We start from the raw sequence: 25,899 nt of genomic DNA on the forward strand, positions 1-25,899 counted from the left end.
CGATATAGTAGGTAATTCCATGTCAAGTAAGCTGGTACTTGTCCTCAACTGCGGTAGCTCTTCCCTTAAATTTGCTATCATTGATCCTGTTAACGGCGAAGAACAACTATCTGGTTTAGCAGAATGTTTTCATCTACCAGAAGCCCGCATTAAATGGAAAATAGATGGCACAAAAAACGAAGCTGCTTTAGGCGCAGGCGCTGCACACAGTGAAGCAATGACTTTCATAGTCAATCAAATTCTCACCCAAAAACCAGAATTAGCCCAAGCCATTTCTGCTATTGGTCATCGTATTGTTCATGGCGGTGAAAAATTTACCCAATCGGTTGTTATCAATGATGAAGTCGTTGCAGGCATTAAAGCATCTATTCCATTTGCGCCATTACATAATCCTGCTGGCATTATTGGACTTGAGGAAGCGAAAAAAGCATTTCCACATTTAAATGACAAACATGTCGCTGTATTTGATACCGCCTTCCATCAAACGATGCCGGTTGAAGCTTATTTATATGCGCTGCCTTATAATCTTTATAAAGAACATGGTATCCGTCGTTACGGCGCTCACGGTACCAGCCACTATTATGTTTCCCGGCAAGCAGCCAAAGAACTGAATAAATCGATCAATGAATTGAATGTGATCACCTGCCATTTGGGCAATGGCGGATCGGTTACTGCGGTAGTGAATGGACAATCTGTTGATACCTCGATGGGTCTTACACCACTAGAAGGCTTAGTGATGGGAACGCGCAGTGGTGATATCGATCCGGCTATTGTGTTCCATCTTCATGACGCCTTAGGTATGAGTGTTGATAAGATTAATACATTATTAACCAAAGAGTCCGGCATACTTGGATTAACTGAAGTCACCAACGATTGTCGTTATGTCGAAGACAATTATGACACTAAGCCAGATGCAAAACGGGCAATGGATGTCTATTGTCATCGTTTAGCCAAATATATCGCCGCTTACTGTGCATTAATGGAAGGGCGATTAGATGCTATTATTTTCACCGGTGGTATTGGAGAAAACTCAGCCCTGGTACGTGAATTAACGCTTAAAAAATTATCTTTAATAGGCATTAAGTATGATCACGAGCGCAATTTAGCCGCACGCTTTGGCAAATCAGGCAAGATCACCACTGACGATAGCATCCCTGCTCTGGTTATTCCAACCAATGAAGAGTTAGTTATTGCTCAGGACGCTAGCCGCCTAACGGCATAAATAGATTAGAGACTGCCAGTTTACCAATTGGCAGTACTAGGTTGAACATCTTGCAACTGTTAAAGAGGTACCTGTGTCCCGTACAATAATGTTAATACCGACTGACATTAGTGTTGGTTTAACCAGCGTCAGTTTAGGGGTCGTCCGTTCAATGGAACAAAAAGGGGTTAGTGTAACGGTTTTTAAGCCCATTGCTCAACCCCGTTTTGGTGATAAAGATCAGACAACTGAAGTTTTACGCTCCCATTCTAGTGTTCAGGTCGCTGAACCACTAAAAATGAGTTATGTTGAATCTCTACTGGCGAATGATCAAAAAGATGTTTTAATGGAAGAGATTGTTGCCCGTTATCATGACAATACGCAACAGGCTGAAGTTATTCTGATCGAAGGTTTAATGCCTACCCGTAAGCACCCTTTTGCCCAATCGTTAAATTACGATATCGCCAAAACGTTGGGCGCTGACGTTATTTTTGTCACCGCATTAGGTAACAACACACCGGAACAATTAAAAGAGCGCATTGAGTTAGCCCGCGCCGAGTTTGGTGGTGTACAAAATAAAAATATCACCGGGGTGATTATTAATAAACTTAACGCGCCGGTTGATGAGCATGGCCGTACCCGCCCTGATTTATCGGAAATATTTGACGAGTCGACTAAAGCCACAATCACAAAAATTGATAGCAAAACGTTAGCTAGCAATAGTCCACTGCCAATATTGGGTTGTATTCCGTGGAATTTTGATCTGATAGCCACTCGTGGTATTGATATTGCTAATCATCTGAATGCCTCCATTATCAATGAAGGCGCACTACAAACCCGGCGCATAAAATCAGTTATTTTCTGCGCTCGCAGTGTGCCCAATATGGTAGAGCTGTTTCGTCCCGGCTCATTGCTAGTGACCTCTTCTGATCGCCCTGATGTTATTGTATCTGCCTGTTTAGCGGCCATGAATGGTGTCGAAATTGGTGCATTACTATTAACAGGTGGTTACCCTATTGCCAAGCCAATACACTCCCTTTGTCACCGCGCTTTTGAAACCGGTTTACCAGTACTGATGGTAGATACCAATACCTGGCAAACTTCGTTAAGTCTGCAAAGTTTTAGTTTAGAAGTGCATGCGGATGATCATGAGCGGATTGAAAAAATTCAAAACTATGTTGCCCTGCATATCAATCAGCAATGGATTGATTCACTGACGGCTGATTCTGAACGTCCTAAACGGCTATCACCTCCCGCTTTTCGCTATCAATTAACGGAATTAGCGCGAAAAGCTAACAAACGTATCGTACTACCGGAAGGTAATGAACCTCGTACGGTAAAAGCGGCGGCTATTTGTGCTGAAAGGGGCATTGCCACCTGTATCCTGTTAGGTGAGCCCGATGAAATAAAACGGGTTGCTGCCGCGCAAGGGGTTGAATTAGGCGCCGGAATCGAAATTGTGGCACCTAAATCAGTACGGAAAAATTACGTAGAGCGTTTAGTTGAGCTGCGTAAAAATAAAGGCATGACTGAAATTGTGGCGCGTGAACAGTTAGAAGATAATGTGGTGTTAGGCACCATGATGCTGGAAAAAAATGAGGTTGATGGTTTAGTTTCCGGCGCTGTTCATACCACGGCAAATACTATTCGCCCACCGTTACAACTGATCAAAACCGCCCCTGGTAGCTCAATCGTCTCTTCGATATTCTTTATGCTATTACCTGAGCAGGTGTTAGTTTATGGTGACTGCGCAATAAATCCAGATCCAACGGCGGAACAATTATCAGAAATCGCCATCCAGTCCGCAGATTCAGCCAAATCATTTGGTATTGAGCCGCGAGTGGCAATGATCTCTTATTCTACCGGTAACTCCGGTGCCGGCAGTGACGTAGACAAAGTGCGTGAAGCAACCCGTTTAGCACAAGCAAAACGACCAGATTTAGTAATCGACGGTCCTTTACAATATGATGCAGCCATTATGGCCGATGTGGCTAAATCTAAAGCACCAAATTCACCGGTAGCCGGTCAAGCAACGGTGTTTATATTCCCAGATCTTAATACTGGTAACACCACTTATAAAGCGGTGCAACGCTCAGCCAATCTGGTTTCTATCGGCCCAATGCTACAGGGTATGCGTAAACCGGTTAATGATTTGTCCCGTGGCGCATTGGTTGATGATATTGTTTATACCATTGCTCTTACCGCCATTCAGGCAACGCAAAATAACTGATTTTTTCTGGCTGACAAAAAAGCTGAAATACAGAGTATTTCAGCTTTTTCTTTACATAAAATACAGGCAATATCCACTAATAAATTGAAAACAATTGTGTTATACATCATAAAAAAGATTTAAAATCAATACATTACAAATTTAACATTCCTCAAAGAATAAAATTTCCCCACTAACTGATAACAATAATTAATAATAAAAGGCGTTAATCTAAATACATAATATTTATATTCTGATTTAATTTAATACAAAATATTATCTTTAGATAAAAGGCGAATTAATAATAGATATATTTAACGCTAAGTTTTTCGTTATACTAACCAAACTCACCGCTAAAATACCTATAAGTAAGTAGTGGTGAGGGTAATATTCATAACCCTTAAATTTAACATCGGAGGTTTTATGTCTATTTCTTTTGCTACAATCCATCAAGGGACACCCACTATCAAAGTTCAAGATAACCGGGGTCTAGCAATTAGAACATTACAATTTTATCGAACAACCAGCGAAGAGCCACCAGAGTTACGGCTAACCCAGCAAAAATTTACCGCTACAGGTCACATCCTCTCGCAACAAGATCCTCGACTTCCTATCCCCAATTTCTCTTATCAAACATCATTAACCGGTAATATCATTCATACTGAAAGCCAGGACCGTGGTAACTTATTAACGTTAAATGATATTGAAGGACGACCTTTTTACCAACAAGATGCCAGACATACTGAGCGTAACTGGTTATATGAATCAGCAGAAAGGCCTTTTATGGGAAGATTACTTGCTATCAATGAGCAAGTAGCTAATCAAGCATTACGAATTATTGAACGCTTAATCTATGCACCAGGAACACCGCAAAATCAAGCATATAATTTATGTGGCGAAGTCATTCGGCACTATGATACCGCCGGCTGTCAGCAAATACACAGTATTACTCTTAACGGCTATCTTCAAATTCAACAACGCCAACTGCTAGCTGATTTTTCTTATCCAAGCGATTGGCAGGGTACAGAACAAGAGTGGCAAGAAAAACTCTCTACAGATACCTTTATTACCCGTCAGGACTATGATATTGGCGGCGCCCTAATACAGCAAATCGATGCGGATGGCAACATTCAACAGCAGCATTATAACTGTGCGGGACAGTTAATTTCACGCTCATTACAAGTTAAAGATCAACCTCAACAAATTGTCTTACAAGCCGCTGATTATGCTGCTAATGGACAAATCAGACAGGAGATACTTGGCAATGGTGTAATTACTGATTATAGCTATGAAGCTGAAACAGGTTATCTATTAATGGTAAAAACTTACCGTCCAGTGCATCATCCCTTAGGTTATTTAACTTTCCAAGATTTACGCTACACCTATGATCCTGTCGGTAATATTATTCTTATTCAGAATGATGCCCATGCATCACGTTTTTATCATAATCAAAAATCCATTCCTGAAAATCACTACCACTATGATACCTTCTATCAGCTCATTGAAGCGACTGGACGAGAATCACTAACAAACCGCCATCCTTTTACTCAACGTTTTCTTTCTTCCTCTGCTGATGCCGCCTATCAAAGTACCCCTTATACCCGCCAGTATCAATATGATGCTTCAGGTAATTTAACGATGATAAAACATCTGGGGGCTAGTCAATGGACAAAACGTATTTATGTTTCTGATACCAGTAACCATGCCTTATCTGACTCTTTTTTTCCCTCAACATCAGACTTTCCTATTGAAGATTACTTTGATGCTGCTGGCAATCAACTTCAATTGCAAGTTGGCCAAAATTTAACTTGGAATGGTCAAAATCAATTAGCCTCAGTTAAGCCAATTACACGAGAAACAGAGAAAGATGATAGTGAAATCTACTGTTATGATAGCCAAGGAGTGCGTTTGGTCAAACAAGAACAGTATCTAGCTGGCAATGTAACCCATATTAAAACGAGTTGTTATTTACCGGGAATTGAAATAATCACTCATGATCTACAAACAGTAGAAGGGCAACCACCACAACGACAATCCTTACGGACTGTCATCATGCTAGAAAACCTACGAGTATTGCATTGGTCGAATGCTCAAGATGCACCGCCTGAAATCGGCAATAATGCGTTGCGTTATAGTATAAATAATCAGATAGACAGTTGCATTTTAGAATTAGATGAATATGGCCAATTAAGTAGTGAAGAAGAGTTTTTCCCTTATGGTGGCACTGCCTGGTGGGCTGCGGAAAATCAGCTTGAAGCCAATTATAAAACCTATCGGTATTCAGGCAAAGAACGGGATGCTAGCGGGCTATATTACTATGGATCTCGCTATTATCAACCCTGGATTGGACGATGGCTAAATCCTGATCCAGCCGGCACTATTGACGGATTAAATCTCTATCGAATGGTAAGGAATAATCCCATTAACTTATATGATCCCAATGGGAACTCGCCACTTAAAAAACTTTTTGGTAAAAATAACAAACAAGCAAAAAGTGTCGCAGCAGCTACAGCGCCATTAGCCATCCAACGTCCTGAACAAAAAGAATACTTACCCCAAATTGTTATGGACAGTATGTACCAACAAATCGATATACAAACAAACATAAAATATTTAAGTGAACAGGAAAGAGCGTATTATGAAGTAGAAGTTGATAATGAAGGACTATTACGTAATAAAATAAGTCAAAGCCTTTTTAATAAAACTAATGAGTATGGAGAATCAGGTGATCATAGTGTATGGAATGCAACTGTTTATGCTTACGTTATCAGTTTAGATAAAAAACTTTATCTTAATAAGCACGTACCACAATCTTTCCATCATTCTTCATTTATGGCTGGAGCAAATGTATTGGACGCCGGAATGATAAGTGTACTCAATGGACAAATTCTTTCATTAACCACCAAGAGTGGTCATTATAAACCGACAATAAAGCAAAAATTAGCGACAATTGACTATCTTAAAGAAAATAATGCTGATTTATCTCAGACTAAAGTAATAGATGTTGATGGGCCAGGCTATTTATATGAAAAGACTATATATCGTGCAGAGAGTATGTACTTAAAGGGTCTTAAAGCAACTGAAACCAACATTGCCAGAGACACACTAATTGCAGAAAATGTTACCCCTAGTCAAAAACGTGAAATATATAGGCAAAAACTCAGTGAATTTACTCGTTATCAAATTAAGAAACCGCAAGCTAGCGCAAATGCTTCCACACGATTATAAAAATTTATAATCAATAAAAAGCCTTAAAATCACTTATTACTCATGGAATAAGTGATTTTTTTGCATAAAATAATGCTATTTATTTGGCACAAGCAAAACCGCCAGATTGAGTGATTAACAGTCAATTACAATATCATACAGCCATTATGGCCGATGTGGCTAAATCTAAAGCGCCAAATTTACCAATGGTAGGTCAGACAAGGATTTCTATTTTCCCATATCCCAATACTGGCGATACTACTTATAAAACAGAGCAATTCTGAGTCAATCTGGTTTCTATCAATCCAATGCTACAGGATATGGGTAAACCGGTTAATGATTTTTCCCGTGGCGCATTGGTTGATGATATTGTTTATACCATTGCTCTTACCGCCATTCAGGCAACGCAAAATAACTGATTTTTTCTGGCTGACAAAAAAGCTGAAATACAGAGTATTTCAGCTTTTTTGCTCACTAAGCAGTTAATTAATAACTAACTTTAGTTAATAACTTCCAATCGCTGACTAAATGGAAAAATGGCAATTAAAGGCTAAAACTGGCTAGCGCTCTTAATTAGCTGAATTTTATTCAATAACTTCTAGCGCAGCGAAGACATTAAAGCGATGTTTTTCCGTTTCAATTAAACTGAAATTACTTCCGCCATTAGCCAATTGGATATCATATTGCGGGCTATCTCTTAGCATAGGGCTTTCATCCGGCAACCATAACCCTAGCTTATATTTTCCGCTTTTTATATTAACAACCTGACAGGAAAGACTAAATGTATTTCCCCTACCCGCTGCGCACAATTCAGCACCAGCAGGCATAAAAAGTTGCCATTGGATCTCATCTTGCTCATCGAGAAATACAATAGCAATTGGCCTGACGTTTACTGGTCGGGCAAAACCATAATTTTTTAGGCTAAACCTTAAATCAAAATAATGACCAATTTTAACATATAATGGGTAAGTCGCTTCTTCAAGCATCAACCTATAGCCAAGATGATCTCTAATATATTCAAAGGCACTCCTGGTGGTATAATTTGCCTTTGAGTGATCCCAAAAATAGTTCCGATCACAGACAAACCCAGCATTTTCAAACCGTTTTAAATCAATAACCGCTTTACGTAGAGCCGCTATACATAAATTTAAATTATGTATAATACTAAATGTTGAAGCGCCTAATTCAGTAAAGCGCCAAATCGTACCCCAGCCAAAATCAGCCGGAATAGTATTAAGGCACCAAGGATCACGCCCATCATCGTTGTAAGGCATTTCAACGTCATAGATAGAGTTTACGCCAATTTTTTTTAGATCGCGATATACCGCACTTTGCCAGGTAAAGTCATTGCCAACAGCATACTTATGCGCATCTAAGGTATAGTAATCATTATTAAAACCGATGCGCAAATGATCATTAAACTGTAATGGGCTAAGTGAGTTAATCAACATATCTCGATTAGCCTTATAGCGCATAGTTATTTTTCTATTGGCTGGCATAAAGTCGCTATAAAATGTATGGTAGATTTGCCGCTTTTGCTCGTCGTTGTAACAACTACCGTGCTGCTCGCCCCAGGTACCAATCCAACCAAACTGAAAGGCATATATTACGCTATTGGCCAATATTGACTTTAATTGTCGCATATGTTGTTTTACTCTTTCTACCTTAGGCTCTGGGATATGGTTAGCATATTTATAAACAAATCTAACCAAAAGCTTAACACCGGCTAATTTCGCCTGGCTAAAAATATAATTAATTAGCTCGATAGCCTTGTCATCAAGATCGCTATTTATATATTCGGTCAGATAAATATATTGCTGAACAATTTGATAACGTTCACCGGCAATCTCTTTTTTATATAATTCGAGTAAAATATTGCCATTTTGTTTTTCTCTAGAAAAAGGGTTTATTAAATCTTCATTTAATAAAATCATATTTTCATATCTAAAACCTCGTTCTGGGTTCATTATTATTACTGTGCCATTCTCATCGGATGGATAACGCCCACGATAGCTTGCCTGCTGATATTGAGTTGAGTTATTCATTATTATTTCTTTCCATTATTATATTTAATATTAATTAATAGATTTATTCGCAGTTAAAATAATTACAATTACATATAAAAATAAATTTGATCATGAGATAATAGATTATAAAACTTTATGTTTAGTATTTACTTAGTTATAATAATTAAAATTAACAGTTTAATTTATAAATATAAAAGCTAATCAAATTAAAAAATGTATTCAGAAGCCTCTGATAAAAAAATAATACGAATAAACTTATAAAATACAAGCTTTCAGCAGAAAAAATAGGTGTCACACAAAAAATAAAAATCAATAAAATACAAAACAGTACCGAACAATCTATAACAAAATAAACTTACATTTTATAATTATATGGGTAGCCATATTTGATTTTAATAAAATTAATATTTTCAAAATTAACAACAATATCTATAAATAATTTATTCAATTAAATATTCATAAAAACCAAATAATTATGCAAAAAATCTTGTTGAATTAATCGTTTCAGCTAATAAAAAAATATCATTTATAAATTTTTTAATTACAGTTGGAAATAATTAATCAAAATGAAATTACAGTTAATTTATTATCAAAAACTATTGTTAAATTAAAATTTGAAATCACATAATAGTAGAAAATAAATATAATCACGCAACTAAACTTAGCTAAATCCTTTCGTACTTTTATTAAAATTTTTATTAAAAATTCAAATAAAAAAACTGCTAGCTTTTAAAAAAAAGTATGTTATGATTTTTTTCAATTCTTTTCTTATTAATAAAAATAAATTAAAAAATATGAATATAAATCATCAAAGATTTTATATTCTATTTCATCATATTCCTTTTCTTTAAAACACCGATAGAGCCATCTAATATAAGTGAGGGTTTTATGTCATACCAAATTAACGAAAATGCAATTAAGAATATTATTAATAAATTAAATGTTAAATCATTAAGTGACCTGGCTGAGTATGCTAAAGAAGAACTTTATCAAGTAGCTGATAATCAATTAAGCTTGCATGATTGTGACCAACTTTTAGCTCGTGCTAAAAAAATCCAGGCCAAAAATAACACTCAATACCGCCAGCAAATTACCCGTCAAGCCATTCCTAAACAATCAACACACTTCGTTGCGACGCAACTACAGACCCATTTTAGCGACGCTAAAGCGCAGCAGCAGCAATATGACGAAGCTATGTTTTATAGCAACGACTTTATTCCTAGTCGGGATACCGACTTTGTTAATCAGGGTAACATTGCCTCTATGTTTTCTCCTGCCGCTTATCTGGTAAGACTTTATCGCGAAGCACAAAGACTGCATCCAGAAAATTCACCCTATTATATCGATAATCGACGGCCTGATTTAGCTACTCTGATTTTGAGTCAGGAAAATTTGGATACGCCGCTATCCACCCTGTCACTTTCCAATCAAGTACTAGCCGCGCAAATTGGTAAAAAAATCGGTGATGACGATAAGCAAAAAATTCTTGATGCACTAGCACAAGATACGTTAAACCCCGATGGCCCCTATTATTATTACACCGATGTCATCCAACAAGTATTGCAAAACCAAAACGTCACACTGGCCCAATTAATTCAGCCGGAAAATCGTCCCGCCAATACCAATCAAACCTTTATCTTATGTACGGATTTAAAAATATCACCACCCATTTACACATTATTAACGACGGAAATTACGCCAGATAATCTTAACGCTGAGTATCAAAAAGTGTTTGGCACCATTGCGCCACAAACCCTGATGACAACAGTTGCGCTGGCAGAACATTATTATTTACCACCCGAGTTCTTTGAACTATTACTACCCAATAAAGATGATACGGAAGCACAATTAAAACAGCATTTACTAAAAGTGCACAAAATCGTTTTATTACATAAAACCACACAACTGACCCCACTAACCCTGCTGGATTTAGTGGAAAAGCGTAATGGCGATGTCACAAACGAAACTTTAACTGATATTTTGCATATCAAACAGTATGAGCAATTCTACAACTTGCAAGAACAGCAGGCACGCATATGGGTCGGTATAAAAATTAGTCAAACCGCGGTTAATGGCCAGCTTAGTCAATACGATCAACTATTTAATAACCCGCCTTTATATGGCCAAAAATTCGCCCCGGACGATAAAGAGTATGATGTAGCCCCTAACGCGCAAAACGTCTTTAAATCAAATTTAAAGCAAGCATTTGCGGTAAATGACCAAGAGCTATATCAAATGTTACTGTTGTTTAAAGACGATAATGATAGCCATTGTATAAATGATATAGAGACAACTACCGCTTTTTATGTAATCTATCTACTGGCTTTAGCTAATCATCTTACTATTGCAGAATTAACTATCCTATTTAACTTACTTGATTTTAAAAATCTGCCATTTGAAGTATTTATTGACAAACTCCATACCACCGTTGAATGGCTCAATGACCAAAATCTTAATGTCGCAAGCTTAGTTGCACTAACGACAGATAATTTCGATACCAATCAATCACCTGAAATCGAAAACCTGATTATTACATTAAACAGCAATTTGCACGATACAAATTTATCAGATAATGCGCTCAAAACTGCTTTGGCTCCCTATTTTGCCTCTCAATTGGTACTTTCTTCGACAGACATCGCTTACCAATTATTGGTTTGGCTAGATAATATAAAAATCCATCCGGAAGATCTGGACACTAATCAATTTTGGCAGCAAGTGTCTAAAATCGATATTGATAAACCTTTTACCCTTAGTCAAGAAGCCATCCGTTATTGTCACCGCATTGCACAATTAGCGCTTATCACCAATATCTTTAAACTATCCTTAGCTGAAGTGACACTGATTGTTAATCAACCTGACCATTTGAAAAAGGACTTAACTAAAGTTTATCCAACGGTGGAAAATTTGCAGTTCATTACGCAATTCCATAACTGGACTATGCAATTAATGACTCAAGCACCGGTCGTCATTACCACACTCTCTAAAGATCAACTGACGGTTAGCATGCTGGCCAAAGCTATTAATGCACCACTTGATGAATTCACTGCGGCGGCACAACAAGTTGATCCTCTTGCCACCAGCGACACCATTATTACTGATGTGCAACACTGTTTATTTATTCAGCAATGGTATCAGGCGGGAGAAACATTAGCCGTTGATGCAACGGTGGTTGGCAGTTTATATGATCCTAGTAATAATTATCCATTATCGCTTTCATCCCTACAGCTACAAACTCAACTTTCCTTCAATCAATTAAAAACAGGTATTAGCGGTATAACCAAAGAGTATCATAAGGGAAACTTGTACCAAGCTGCTATTATTGATAATGATGATGATATTGAACTATGGGATTTAGTGCGGCAAAAGATAGATGCTTATTATCTTTACGTAGAAGTTTACCCGCTCGGTAACAATAAATTTAGAATTATCTATCAAACCGAGCACCCCGATAGTAGAAAACTGGGTTGGGGCTGGTTATCAGCAAAAGGGTTTCAATTCTTAGGCGATGTCAAAGACGTTGAAGACGAGCCCGGTTCACACTATGAATTGACCACTTACATTGATTGGCATGAGATTGAAGATACGGATATGCTCACGTTGGTATTATGTGATCACGGTGATCCGATTACCAGCATTAGCCCGGTTAATTTCCAACGGCAAGATTATCCAATACAAACCTTTATCGACCAACTGGCGACAGAATTAAAGATTGCTATTCCCACTCAGCCCGATCTGGATCCCTTTTTATTCTCCTTAGCCACCAGCTTATTAATGCTCTTAACAAGACACAACGCAAAACCGTAGACGGCATTCTGGCTGAAAATCTAAGTAGCGCACAATCTTATTATTATCTCGAACATGTTGCCGATAACAGTCTTGCCCTTACCAATCGAGATCAATTATATAGTTACTTGCTAATCGATAACCAAGACAGTTATCAAGTTACCACCAGCCAGATAGCCGCAGCCAATGCTAGTGTGCAACTCTATATTAACCGTTGTATTCAGCAGCCGGAACATGAAGTTGGGGTAAATTATTCTGCACTACAACGGCCATTTTTCCAAAACTGGGAGCAATATAATCGCCGTTACAGTAGCTGGGCTGGTATTAGAGAACTGGACTACTATCCAGAAAACTATATTAATCCGACCCAACGGATTGGCCAAACCCAGATGATGAATAAGCTGCTACAAACAATTAATCAAAGCCAATTAACCAGTGATATCGTTGAACAAGCTTATCATAACTACCTGACGGATTTTGAATTAGTTGCTAATTTAACCATAATCAGTGGCTATCATAATGAATTGAATGTTGAAACAGGTTTAACCTATCTTCTTGGTGCCAGCCAAGAGGCTTCTCCTACTTATTCTTGGCGTAGCCTTAATCATGATATGTTTATCAACCAAGGGTTTCCTGCTGATGCCTGGAGTGAATGGCAAGCCATTACCGCCTCAGCCAAACCGTATCGCAACCTTATTCGGCCAATGATCTATAAATCACGTTTATATCTATTTTGGCTAGAACAGCGACAAATTAATAGCGAGAAAAAAGATACACCACAAAAAACCAAACAAGAGACTATCCCCGAATACACTTATGATTTAAAACATTCACATCTATTGTACGATGGTAATTGGAGCACGCCATATACATACACCACACTCGACATCCGTGATGGACTTCTTATACTTTTAAACAAAGATAACCCTGACATCCATGAACAAGTGGGTTTATTTGTTAGTAGTGACCTGACTAAAAAAAATATGTTAGTCATATTGTACGAAAAGCAAGAAAAATATGACCAAGCATCTATTCCTGAGGGGCAAGCTTGGCAAATTACCCAAGATTTTTCTCTTATCCATGATAACAGTGAGCAAACAAATTATTTCCTCAGCCTAAAAGTTATTAAACGTGAATTAGACACCACCACCTATCTTGGTGTACCCGCACCCTTTGTCGAATATGATAAAGTCCAAGTTCCTCCTAATATTATTGCAACTATTCATTCTGTTGCCCCTGCTATACCCAGTGGTCTTGCACCGTTATCACAGGGCTTAAGCCAATTATTGCTAACAAAAAATACCAGTGATCAATACACTTTATATGGCACTCTTGTCCGTATTGAAGCCAAAGGACAGGACAACCATTACTTAAATACTGGTGATGATGATTTAGATCTCTTCATGGATCATTTACAGCAAATATATCAGACAACTCCTTACGGTCAGGTTATAGTCAATTATTATAATGTACCTAATTTTCCGACTAAATTTGTTTTTCTCACTGCAATACTAAAATTGGCAGCTAATAAATACACCGTAGTCACCTATACAAATAACACCTCCTTTTTCGCTAGCTCTATTATGCGTACCTTTAATGGTATTGTTTTGCCATATAAACAACAGAATTCTAATAACTGGCAAACCGATGTGATTGATGCGCCAGATAATTCCACTCTTGCGGAAATCTACACTCAAGCCAATGGCCAGGTATTTACCGTAGATGGTAATGCTGAACCAACTATGCTTATTCAACGACCCTATAAATATATTTTAGCGCCCAGAGCTATTGTAGGCGGACTTATTGTTCCGATTCAGCCTAAAGAAATTGTTAATGGTGATAGTACTTGGAACATGATATTAGCAAATCAAGAATGGAACTTTGATATAAATGAATACATAAACTCTTACGCATCAAACATAGAATTAACCATCTCGGTCAGAGATAGAGATAATGGCAACTTAGGTTCAGTAACACATGATATCCCACTAGCAAGAAAAACTGCCGATGATACTCAACCGCTATTACTGAAAACCGCCAGTAATAAAGCACAATATCTGGAAGGCGGGTTAACTGATATTTATCAATCCAGCACGCCGAAAAAGCATAGCGGTATTTATCAAGTCCGCTTAAATACGCTATTTGCTAAAGAACTGACTTCTCGCGCTGATCGTGGGCTTGATATCTTATTAAGCCTCGATACCCAATATATGCCAGAGCCTATCCTGCCACGTACTGGTGTACAAGTAACCCTGACGCTAAAACCCTACGATGAACTGACTAATGGCAGCAATAAAATCTTTAAGTTAAAAGAGGCCGATATTTGGGAGAGTAGTGATTCATTACTAATTTACACCGGTGAACTGAGTGACCAGCCAACTACCGTGACCTGCTTCCTTAATCGTTATAATGATGCCCATGGTAATAAAGACAATCTCTATTTAGAAGCGGAATACCAGAAAGGCATACAGAATAAAATTTTATTTAAAAAAGTTCCTGATAAAAAAGAGTGGCAATTGGATACCAGTTACAACGGTGGTACCTTCCCTGGTTTACAAAGTATCGATAATGTCGAAAGTTTTTTCAGTACTGAAATAGATAATCAAACCGTGCCGATGGACTTTGCCGGTTCTAATGCGCTCTATTTCTGGGAGTTATTCTATTACGGGCCAATGCTAGTAATGAAACGCCTGATGCAAGAACAAAATTTTGCCGATTCAGCCAGCTGGTTAAAATTTATTTTTAGCTCATCAGGTTATGATCGTGGTCAACAAAATCAGTACTGGAATACGCGTCCATTACTGGAGGATACTAGCTGGAATGAAGTGCCTGATGATATCACTGATCCCGACGCGATTGCCCAAGCCGATCCGATGCATTATAAGTTATCCACTTTAATGAATATGATAGAGCTACTCATCGCCCGTGGTGATCAGGATTACCGTCAATTAGAGCGCGATACCTTAGCGGAAGCCAAAATGTGGTATGTACAAGCGTTAGAGTTGATGGGGGAAGATGAAGTATCTCTACCCTCTAGTTGGCAAAATCCGACGCTAAAAAATGCTGCTGAATTAGAAGAACACACAATATTTAAACCTGAAAAAAATACTAAATGGCAAGAGCTACGCCTAACATTGATACAAAAACTGTACAACTTACGTCACAATCTCACCATCGATGGTAAACCGCTCTCTTTACCCTTGTTTGCCACGCCAGCTAATCCAGCCGATCTATTAAGTGCCGCGGTTGCCCATGCGCAAGGAGGTATCCCACTGCCAACCGATATTACTTTGGGTTTGTATCGTTTCCCTCCAACACTTGAAAGTGCGAAAGGGGTAGTGACACAACTTACCCAATACGGTAATGGCTTGCTTGCTATTATTGAACGACAAGATGCAGAAAAAATGGCAATGCTATTGCAAACCCAAGGGTTAGCCTTGTCTAAGCAAAGCCTGGAAATGCAAAAAACCACCCAAGATGAATTAAATGAGGAAAAAAAAGCATTACAAATTGCCATCACCGCCGCCAAAGAGCGTAAGGATCACTATAAAGCTCTGTATGATCAGAATATCAATACGGGCGAACAAAAAGTTATCGATTTACATATCGCCGCCGATGCTTTAATGACGACAAGCAAACCTCTCTATATGGCTGCCGCGTTAGCTAATCTGGCACCCAATATCTTTGGTTTGGCAGATGGTGGTATGCAATATGGCGCGGTTCCTACTGCGGTAGCCTTAGGTATAGAAACCGCAGCCAGTGGTATTTTGACTAGTGCCGATAAAACGACACAATCAGAGATCTATCGTCGTCGTCGTCAAGATTGGCAGCAAATGTATCAAACTGCTGACTATGAAGAGCAACAATTGACCGCCCAATTAGCCGCACTAGAAAAACGCATCACCGCGGCTAATCAACAATATAGTTACCTGGCAACGCAGCAAACCAATACCTTAGACCAATTTAATTTGTTGAAAAACAAGTTCACTAATGATGCCTTGTATAACTGGCTGCGCGGTCGCTTATCCGCCATCTATTTCCAATTCTATGATTTGGTTGTTGCTCGCTGTTTACGCGCACAAAGTTCATTCCAGTGGGAAACCAATCAATCTAGCCAATTTATAAAACCCGGCGCCTGGCAAAGTACTTATGCCGGCTTACTGTGTGGTGAAGCCTTGATGCTAAATTTAATCACCATGGAAGAAGCCTATCTGAGATGGGAAGCCAGAGCACTCGATGTTGACCGTACCGTTTCTTTGGCTGAATTCTATCAAGATATGCCCGATGGATTTGATTTACGAGAGACCATTCGCAAACTGATCAATGGCGAAAGTAGCGAGCCGGTCGGGAATGAGGATAATAATGTCAGTCTGGATCAAAATACCTTATCCGCCGCCATCAAAATTGCCGATTTAAAAATACAGGATGACTACCCCAGTGAACTTAATCTTGGTAACATCCGACGTATCAAACAAATTAGTGTGTCGTTACCTGCGCTACTTGGCCCTTATCAAGATATACAAGCTGTGCTGGAATACACAGGTAGTCTACAACTCAGTAATGGCTGTAAAGCTATTGCTATTTCTCGCGGTGTTAATGATAGTGGTCAATTCCAACTGGATTTTAACGACAGTAAATATCTGCCTTTTGAGGGGATCCCAATCGAAGATCAAGGAGGATTAATTTTACAATTCCCGAATGCAACCGAAAAACAGAAAGCCTTATTAAATAGTCTGACCGATATCATCTTACATATTCGTTACACCATTCGTGATAACGGTTAATCACTATTTTCTATCGTTTAATTAATTTCGTTAGGCCCTTTATAGGGCCTTATGGGAGTTTAAAATGCCAGATAATCCAAATAATCAAGATAAATTATCTATTGCACCCCTTTCCTTACCGAAAGGTGGCGGAAGCTTACAAGGCATGGGAGAAACCATCGGCACACCAGGGCCTGATGGTATGGTGCATATTACGCTACCTTTACCTATTTCCAGTGGTCGCGGTTATGCGCCTTCATTGAGCTTAAATTATAACAGTGGCTCTGGTAATAGTGCCTTTGGTCTGGGATGGGATATCCCTTTACTCACTATTCGTCGTCAAACCAGTCACGGCCGGCCGCTTTATCAGCTAGAAGATATCTTTATTGGTGTAGATAATGAAGTATTAGTTGTCGCCGTTGATCAAGCAGGCCAACCTATCCGTTATCAAAAAGATAGCTGGCAAAATATAAAACTAACCGAAAACTATCAAATTACCCAATATCAATCACGCATTGGTACTGGCTCCGAACGGATCGAATACTGGCAACCCGTAGCGGTGCAATCCAGCCAAATGCCTTTCTGGTTGATCTACTCACCGGATGGGCAGATCCACTGCTTAGGTAAATCAGCTAATGCCAGAATTTTTGATCCTAAAGAACAGCAACACATTGCCGTATGGTTATTAGAAGAGTCAGTTTCACCTAACGGAGAGCACATTTTATATCAATATCAAGCGGAAAATGACGCAGGAACTTCTGAGCAGGAACGGCTCCAACATCCATCAGCCACGGCACAGCGATATTTAACGACGGTAAGTTACGGTAACCTGAGCGCCTATGCACCACTGTATAGTTTAACCGACACAATACCATCACCAACCGATTGGTTATTTTATCTAATATTGGATTATGGCGAGCGTAGTAATCAAACCGATCAAGCGCCTGAATTTCTGCCACAACAACAGTGGTCTATGCGGCAAGATCCTTTTTCACGTTTTGAATATGGTTTTGAAATTCGCACTCGTCGTCTATGCCAACAAGTATTAATGTTTCATGACCTGCAACAACTGCAAGGCTTACCTCACGAAAATAGACCACCAACACTGGTTCGTCGTTTACAGTTACATTATGATCAACAAGCCATCGTTAGCCAGTTAATCCGTTGCCGGCAACTGGCCCACGATGAAAATAATTCGCTATTGTTACCACCGATTGAATTTGATTATCAACTATTTGGTCCACCGCCCGCTCAAGATTGGCAACCCTTAATCGAATTTAATAGCATGAAAGATCAACAACAATACTATCTGGTTGATCTGTATGGTGAAGGCATTGCCGGTATTTTGTATGAAGATAATTATGCCTGGTACTATCGTGACCCGATACGTGGCCAATCACAAACCGATGAAATTACTTATTCGCCACCACAACAGTTACCTAATATACCCACCCTACTCAATGGTGGCTCTTTAATGGATATTAATGGTGATGGACGGCTGGAATGGTTTGTAAACCAAATCAATATTAGTGGTTATTATGCCCAACATCCAGATAGAAGCTGGAGTGATTATATTCCACTGCTGGCTATTCCTAACGAATTACAAAATAACCAAGCCCAATTTGCCGATATTACCGGTGCCGGATTAGCGGACATTACGTTAATTGGCCCTAAAAGTGTGCGTTTTTATGCCAATCAGCGGATAAGTTTTGCCGCTGCGGTCAATTGTCCACAAGCCCCGTCGGTAGAGTTACCAATTATTGGCAGAGATGAGCGCCAATTGGTCGCTTTTAGTGATCTATTAGGTTCCGGTCAGCAACATTTAATCCGTATTCGCCATAATGAAGTGACCTGCTGGCCTAACCTTGGCCAGGGTCTATTTGGTACCCCGATTCAGCTTAGCGGCTTTCAACAACCGTCAGAAAGCTTTGATCCAAAACAACTCTACTTAGCCGATCTAGATGGCTCCGGCACAACCGATATTATCTATCTAATGTCCGATCACCTGTTGATTTACATGAATCAGTCAGGCAATAGCTTCGCCGCACCGTTCACCATATCGCTACCTAACAGTGTGGCCTATGATGATACCTGTCAGTTGTGGATTGCTGATATTCAAGGCTTAGGCGTCGCCAGTTTGATCTTGAGCATACCGCATATGCAACAACAGCACTGGCGTTATGATTTAGCTAGTCAAAAACCTTACCTACTTAATCGGCAAAATAATAATTGTGGTACCGATAGCAGTCTTTATTATCGCAGTTCCGTCCAATTTTGGTTGGATGAAAAACAACAAGCAATCGAACAAAATAAAAGCTATGCCAGTCACCTGCCGTTCCCCATTCAACTGCTCAATAAGATTAACCAGCTTGATGAAATTACCATGAGTTGTTTTAGCCAAAGTGTTAATTATTTTCATGGTATGTATGATGGTATAAAGCGCGAATTTCGTGGTTTTGGTCGCGTCGATATTGTCGATTCAACCGAAGACGCAACCGGCAATACCGATCAACGTAGCATGCCATCACTTTTACGCCAATGGTTTCATATCGGTAATACTAATGATGAAGTGTCTTTCAGTAGCGAATATTGGCAAGGGGATAAACAGGCGTTTCCAGTCGGTAATACCCGCTTCACCCAATATCAACAAGGTCAGGATGTTCCGATAAGCTCGCCTGATGAACAGCAAAAATTCTGGGCTTATCGATCATTAAAAGGTAGTCCATTACGCAGTGAACTTTATGGTTTAGATCATGCCGCTGACGCCGAAAATCCTTACAGCGTTACCTATTACCGTTATCAAGTTAGGCAAATTCCTGCTGTCACAACTGCCAAAACTGGCTTAGCAATGGCACCAATGTCTTTGGAACAATGGGATTACAATTATGAACGTATTGCAGAAGATCCACTCTTTAGCCAAAACGTTAATCTTGCTTTTGATGACAACGGCACCTTAATCCATAATGTTGCCATCAATTATCCTCGTCGACCAAGCAGTATAATACCCCCTTCGCTCTGGTTGCCAGACGGTGCCTTTGAACAGAGTTATGATCCGCAACAACAACTATTACGCCTTAGTGAAAATCAAATCCGCTATCACAATTTAAAAACCCAAGAACAATGGCGGTTAAATATTCCAGATGTGCAACGGACAGATATGATCACTTTGCCAGCCAGTGATGTGCCCTCTGAAGGATTTTCGCTAGAATCACTATTAAATCCCGATGGTATATTGAGTGAAAATACCCCTCGCGAGTATGCCGGACAAAGTAAAATTTACTACCTCGCGGGTGGAGAAAATAAACTAATATCGGTTCCTACCCTTCAGGCTTTAGTTGCCTTTACTGAACAAGCCGAGTTTGATCAACTAAGTTTAGCAGCATTTGAGCCGGTACTCACCGAGGCAGAAATTGAAGAATATCTAACCAATGCAGGATATATCAAAACCGAATACCTATTCCCACGTCCAGGAGAAGAAAATAAAAATATTTGGGTAACACGACTTAACTATAGTGAATATTATGGTGCAGAAGGATTTTATTGCCCTTATCTTCAACGACATTCATTATTAACCGGCGCAACCGATTATCAATGGGATACCTATTACTGTGTCGTGTTGAGTACCACTGATGCTGCCGGCTACTTTACACATGCGGATTATGATTACCGTTTTCTTACCCCTTATCGCATAATTGATATTAATGATAATATCAGTTATGCCAATTTTGATGCCTTTGGTCGCGTCTCTTCCAGTCGAATTTGGGGCACAGAAGAAGGACAGCCGGCGGGATTTCCGCCACCGGATGTCGTTCCTTTTATTTCGCCTGACTCAATCGATGCCGCATTGTCTATGCCATCACCCCAACCTGTCGCCCAATTTTACTTCTATGCGCCAGAAGCATGGATGAAACCGGCAACAAAAGCGATCATCTCAATAGTGACAAATTCATCCTATGACTATAAGCAAGTTATTGATGAAAAAGGTAATATCAATGTTATTGGTTATCAACGCTGGTTACGTAATAACAAAACGTCGGTAGATAACACTCAGTTTGCAAATGATACTGAAAGGCAACCTCCCTATATTTTAACTGTCACCACTGATCGTTATTATCCTGATGTTCAACAGCAGCAACGACAACAAATTAACTTTATTGATGGCGCCGGCCGCTCGCTACAAACAGCACTAAGGGTTCCCGCAGGTGATGCTTACATCGTCACAAAAGCTGGCAATTTAGCCAAAAATAAACGTGGTACAGCAAAACAAGCGCCTACCAGCACCCGATGGGCAGTCACCGGCCGGGTAGAATATGATAATAAGGGGTTAATTGTTCGCCAATATCAACCTTTTTTTAGCAATAGCTGGCATTATATTATTGATGATAGCGGCCGTGATGACTACTTTGCTGACACTCACTATTACGATCCGTTAGGGCGGGAAATACGAACGGTTACCGCTAAGGGCTATGAGCGACGCCAACAATATTATCCCTGGTGCACTGTCAGTGAAGATGAAAATGATACTGCCACCGATTTAACAAATTAGTCATTTGCTCAAACCAATAGCATATTATCTAAAATAAAAAAGATAATATGCTATTACTTACCAGATAATAAGAGATTTTCATGGATGAAATGGCATTTTCGCGGAAGTATGCACAAAACCTTGCTATCAGAATGCTCACTATTGCTGAGATCCTAGCAACAAAATTCATAGTCAAGATATCTATAAAACAGATTTTGACTTTGCTAACCATAAACGCCATTTTCACAACTTTGACAGACTCTACCGGTAATTTTTATTCTGCATCAAGCGTAATACACGACCAAAACTAACCGAGCGGCTAGCAATTTTTTGCATTCCATCTTCTGGGAGATAACTAAATTTTACGTAGAGTATATCACCATCGAATTTTTCTTTACTCTTAAGCGAATTTGTAATGCTATAAAGTTCTTTAAGATCCGCAGGAATACCAGCTGCATCGGTAATAACCGTCCCGGCAGGTACAAATTTAAGTACCTGAGCAAGGGTTTGAACTAAAAAATCCTGCAACGGGAAAAGTCCACTAAAACGTTTACGCGGTATGTACCTTGTAATACCCATGTATATTTCATGGATTTCCTGTAGATGGTTTTCGATGCCACAGGTTTCATTTTTTTTTTAGATATTCAAAAATCTCCACCGGTGAGCCAATGAGTACTAGCGGCTTAACGCCTGCCCCTTTTTCTGAAAAAAGAAATTCGTTATTGCTACTTTTAACTGCCTTTTGCAAAGTTCCTCGGTCTTGAATAACGGAGAAAAATTTACCTTCTTTGACAACAGGCGCGGGTTCCCGCCACATATTTATATCACTGGCTTGCGCAGTAGCAGTAATCACTGTAGCAGCCAGCATCATGATAGCAGTCATTTTATCTTTCATAAGACAACATCCTTGTTGTTTATCATAGTATCAGTATGACAATACTATCATCAATATGAACGAAATATAAACAGAGTGTAACTAAAATATAATCCGAATATAACTGAAAAACGATGACAAAAATTTGACTCCTGGGAGCAGCATGCGTGTCTGAGTGGCATATCTGATACAGCGACAATAGCGTCATGTTTTATTGGTACGTAGAAAGGAAAGCATAAAATTTCTTGCCATATAATATTACAGTATATCACTAATAAAATTGATAAATCACCGCTGAGTAAAGTTTACCGCTATAGTTCTATACCATGATTTATAAGTGCTAGCTGATGCCTAATCAACCTTCTGGCACAACTTAGTCTTTTGCAACTCATTATTATTGCGAGCTAACCAAAGTGAAACGGCTTTCAGTGAGTCGGGCGTAAATTCATGACTACGTGCATTAATCTCTTCTGGCGTCAACCAAAAAACCGATTGCACTTCTGCTTCCTGTAAAGCAAAAGGGCCATGACTAACACAGCTAAACAAGCCGCCCCATACCCGACATTTAGGGGTTTCATAATAAAAAAGTCCATGCTCAGCAAAAGGTACGTCGGCAATTCCCAACTCTTCTTCTGCTTCTCGCCTTGCCGCAGCCAGCATACCTTCACCACGGGTTACCACTCCACCTGCGGTTGCGTCTAGTAAACCAGGATAAATATCTTTCGTCTTGGTACGACGTTGAACCAAAATTTTGCCCATCCCATCATGCACAATAATATAGGCCGCTCGATGACGCAAATTCTCTGCTCTCATCTGCTGGCGCGTCGCCTGGGCAATTACTTTATTTTTGTCGTCAACAATATCAATCCATTCTGCATCAACTACTTCGCTTATTACTTGTCCCATCTTAAAACCTTTCTCATTATTAAGCGGTCATCAATCTATTTACTTGAGTCTAAACTCAGTAACATTTTGATGCAAACCAAGTCTCAAACTTAAATAGCCATCTGCGCATTTTTCGCACCACATTTTTTAACTACAGCTTAAATAATCATAGTCTGTTATTAGCAGATACAAAAGCCTTTACGGTAATGGTAGTTGATAAATGAAATAAACAACTCAATTAGGCATAAAATTATAACTATTAATTTTTATAACCTCTAATAAAATGATAATAAGCGCTAATTTAGCAAAATATAAAAATAAGATAGACTCATTTTAGCCGCTAAATAAAACGATAGAAAATAACTGGAATATATTAGCTATTTCAATATTAATTACTTCTATCTACAATCTGGTTTTTTATAAATAACAACCAATATCAATAGTAATTAATAAAAATATTGCTATTATTATATCGGCATTGCACCTTTAGTTTCATTTTCATACATTAATAATCTGTAAAACAACAAATTTTTTCACAATGAACTTATTGATGAATATAATTCTCTTTTCATAAAAAATTAAAATAAATAAACTTCACTAATATGATTTTTAGCATTAATTTAATAATCTTATAAGCAATATGAATAAACCATTATTAGATAACTCATTATTTAATTTGTTTTGGTTTTAATTTAATAATAAAATAACTAAAAATCAACAATTGCAACGCCAATAATATTAATTAACCAAATTTGGCGAAGTTTTATTAACCAATAAATTGGTCACAATCTTTCTAGCCAATTTATTGATAATAATCACAGTCTAATTATCTGCTGTTTCTTTAAATATCAATGCTATAGTTACTTATATTGTAAATGAAAACCACGGAGTGATAATGCGGATTTTTATTACTGGCAGTACAGGTTTAATTGGCTCACGGCTGGTGCAACAGCTTGTTATACATTCACACACTATTACCGTCTTGAGCCGATCATGTCAAAAAGTTTACACCCTATTTGGTCGTCATGTTGATTGTCTGACAAACTTAAATGAGATTGATAATCTTGATGGCTTTGATGCTATTATTAACCTTGCCGGTGAGCCAATTGCAAATAAACCTTGGACTAAAGAACAAAAAATAATTCTGTGTGAAAGCCGCTGGAAAATGACAGAACGCTTAAGCCAACTGATTAAGGCTAGCAAAAAACCAGCAAAAACTTTTATTTCTGGCTCCGCAGTTGGCTATTATGGTGATCAGGGACAAGCCGTTGTCACTGAATCTGATATGCCGCATGCCGAATTCACCAACCAATTATGCCAAAAATGGGAATCCTTGGCATTACAAGCCGAAAGTGACAAAACACGCGTTTGTTTGTTACGAACCGGAGTCGTTCTGGCAAAAGAAGGCGGTGTGCTAAAGAAATTGTTACCGATATTTAAAGCCGGATTAGGCGGGCCAATAGGCAAAGGGAAACAGTATATTCCATGGATCCATATTGATGATGTGGTCAATGCTATCTTTTACCTACTTGTGACACCTGCATTATCTGGCGCATTTAATATTACTTCTCCTTATCCCGTTCATAATGACCAGTTCAGTGCCATCCTGGCTGAAGTTCTTAATCGCCCTGCACTGATTAGAACGCCAGAATTTGTTATTAAATCGATTATGGGAGAATCGGCCGCATTGATGTTAAGTGGACAGCAAGCTATACCAAAGCGGCTTGAAGAAGCTGGATTTAAATTTCACTATGTTGACTTAAAAGAAGCGTTAGAATCATTACTGCTAACTTCATCGGAAGAGACAATTACTTAGCATCCTGCCAACGAGTAAACAACGTTTGGGGTAATGTGATACCATATTGATCTAATACGCGATTGACAGTTTGATCGACAATATCCTGTATTGTTTCTGGCTGATGATAAAAAGCCGGCATCGGTGGAAAAATTATCGCACCAATCTCTATAACATTCATCATTAATCTCAAATGGCCTAGATGTAAAGGTGTTTCTCTGACACCCAATATTAATTTACGTTTCTCTTTCAAAATCACATCAGCCGCACGCGCAATTAATGTATCATTGTAACTATTAGCAATGCCAGATAAGGTTTTTATTGAACACGGCATAATAATCATACCGGAAGTAATAAATGAGCCAGAAGAAATGGCCGCAGCAATATCCCTATTATCATAAACAACATCAGCCATTGCTTGAACATCACGTAAGCTATAAGTCGTCTCCAATGCTAACGTCTGCTTGGCGGCCGAGCTAACAATTAAATGGGTTTCAACATCAGCAACAGAACGTAAAACCTCGAGTAAACGAATACCGTAAATCGCACCACTGGCACCTGTTAGTCCGATAATAATTTTCTGCATCATTTTTGCTCAATAATAACGATAAAATAGACTTCAGTATTGTA

10 protein-coding genes and 2 pseudogenes are annotated in these 25,899 nt (G+C 38.8%); 8 read left to right on the forward strand and 4 right to left on the reverse strand.

The genetic code is table 11. The features are described 5' to 3' along the window. Positions 1–19: 19 nt before the first annotated feature. The 4 genes and pseudogenes from QE177_RS09340 to QE177_RS09355 form a co-directional block, all read left to right on the forward strand. Positions 20–1,222, forward strand: a complete 1,203-nt coding sequence (locus QE177_RS09340) for an acetate kinase (protein WP_280549034.1) — start codon at positions 20–22, stop codon at positions 1,220–1,222. A gap of 73 nt (positions 1,223–1,295) precedes the next feature. Then, positions 1,296–3,431, forward strand: coding sequence for a phosphate acetyltransferase (gene pta / locus QE177_RS09345; RefSeq protein ID WP_280549036.1), 2,136 nt, complete (start codon positions 1,296–1,298; stop codon positions 3,429–3,431). 402 nt (positions 3,432–3,833) lie between these two features. Next, positions 3,834–6,638 (forward strand): RHS repeat-associated core domain-containing protein, encoded by a 2,805-nt coding sequence (locus QE177_RS09350; protein ID WP_280549039.1) that lies wholly within the window; start codon positions 3,834–3,836, stop codon positions 6,636–6,638. An 83-nt stretch (positions 6,639–6,721) separates the two neighbouring features. Next, positions 6,722–7,036 (forward strand): annotated as a pseudogene (locus QE177_RS09355) (phosphate acyltransferase); the annotation flags it as partial. A 165-nt stretch (positions 7,037–7,201) separates the two neighbouring features. Here the strand turns inward: QE177_RS09355 and QE177_RS09360 are convergent. Beyond that, positions 7,202–8,662: a DUF4874 domain-containing protein gene (locus QE177_RS09360; protein ID WP_280549041.1), complete on the reverse strand. Its 1,461-nt coding sequence runs from the start codon at positions 8,660–8,662 to the stop codon at positions 7,202–7,204. 870 nt (positions 8,663–9,532) lie between these two features. On the opposite strand from QE177_RS09360, the gene QE177_RS09365 reads away from it, so the two are divergent. The 3 genes from QE177_RS09365 to QE177_RS09375 all read left to right on the forward strand — a co-directional run bounded on the left by QE177_RS09365 (position 9,533) and on the right by QE177_RS09375 (position 21,736). Continuing rightward, the gene (locus QE177_RS09365) at positions 9,533–12,448 is read left to right on the forward strand and encodes a Tc toxin subunit A (RefSeq protein ID WP_280549043.1); all 2,916 of its coding nucleotides are present in this window, start codon (positions 9,533–9,535) and stop codon (positions 12,446–12,448) included. A gap of 8 nt (positions 12,449–12,456) precedes the next feature. Next, positions 12,457–17,211, forward strand: coding sequence for a neuraminidase-like domain-containing protein (locus QE177_RS09370; RefSeq protein ID WP_348519929.1), 4,755 nt, complete (start codon positions 12,457–12,459; stop codon positions 17,209–17,211). A gap of 64 nt (positions 17,212–17,275) precedes the next feature. Next, entirely contained in the window at positions 17,276–21,736 is a 4,461-nt protein-coding gene (locus tag QE177_RS09375) for a SpvB/TcaC N-terminal domain-containing protein (protein ID WP_280549046.1), read from the forward strand. Positions 21,737–21,976: 240 nt separating this feature from the next. Here QE177_RS09375 and QE177_RS09380 read toward each other — a convergent pair. Beyond that, positions 21,977–22,598, reverse strand: a pseudogene (locus QE177_RS09380) (hypothetical protein). 342 nt (positions 22,599–22,940) lie between these two features. After that, the gene (gene yfcD / locus QE177_RS09385; protein ID WP_280549048.1) at positions 22,941–23,495 is read right to left on the reverse strand and encodes an NUDIX hydrolase YfcD; all 555 of its coding nucleotides are present in this window, start codon (positions 23,493–23,495) and stop codon (positions 22,941–22,943) included. An 874-nt stretch (positions 23,496–24,369) separates the two neighbouring features. Here yfcD and QE177_RS09390 point away from each other — a divergent pair. Continuing rightward, positions 24,370–25,290, forward strand: a complete 921-nt coding sequence (locus QE177_RS09390) for a TIGR01777 family oxidoreductase (RefSeq protein ID WP_280549050.1) — start codon at positions 24,370–24,372, stop codon at positions 25,288–25,290. Here the strand turns inward: QE177_RS09390 and QE177_RS09395 are convergent. Continuing rightward, positions 25,283–25,855, reverse strand: a complete 573-nt coding sequence (locus tag QE177_RS09395) for a UbiX family flavin prenyltransferase (RefSeq protein WP_280552258.1) — start codon at positions 25,853–25,855, stop codon at positions 25,283–25,285. The genes QE177_RS09390 and QE177_RS09395 overlap by 8 nt on opposite strands. Positions 25,856–25,899 lie beyond the last annotated feature (44 nt).

Source organism: Arsenophonus sp. aPb (genome assembly GCF_029873475.1).
Classification (GTDB): Bacteria; Pseudomonadota; Gammaproteobacteria; order Enterobacterales; family Enterobacteriaceae; genus Arsenophonus.

Bases quoted from the DNA above. Each gene is read 5' to 3' on its own strand.
- QE177_RS09340 (WP_280549034.1), top strand. From the start codon at position 20: ATGTCAAGTAAGCTGGTACTTGTCCTCAACTGCGGTAGCTCTTCCCTT.
- QE177_RS09350 (WP_280549039.1), top strand. From the start codon at position 3,834: ATGTCTATTTCTTTTGCTACAATCCATCAAGGGACACCCACTATCAAA.
- QE177_RS09360 (WP_280549041.1), bottom strand. From the start codon at position 8,662: ATGAATAACTCAACTCAATATCAGCAGGCAAGCTATCGTGGGCGTTAT.
- QE177_RS09365 (WP_280549043.1), top strand. From the start codon at position 9,533: ATGTCATACCAAATTAACGAAAATGCAATTAAGAATATTATTAATAAA.
- QE177_RS09375 (WP_280549046.1), top strand. From the start codon at position 17,276: ATGCCAGATAATCCAAATAATCAAGATAAATTATCTATTGCACCCCTT.
- yfcD (WP_280549048.1), bottom strand. From the start codon at position 23,495: ATGGGACAAGTAATAAGCGAAGTAGTTGATGCAGAATGGATTGATATT.
- QE177_RS09390 (WP_280549050.1), top strand. From the start codon at position 24,370: ATGCGGATTTTTATTACTGGCAGTACAGGTTTAATTGGCTCACGGCTG.
- QE177_RS09395 (WP_280552258.1), bottom strand. From the start codon at position 25,855: ATGCAGAAAATTATTATCGGACTAACAGGTGCCAGTGGTGCGATTTAC.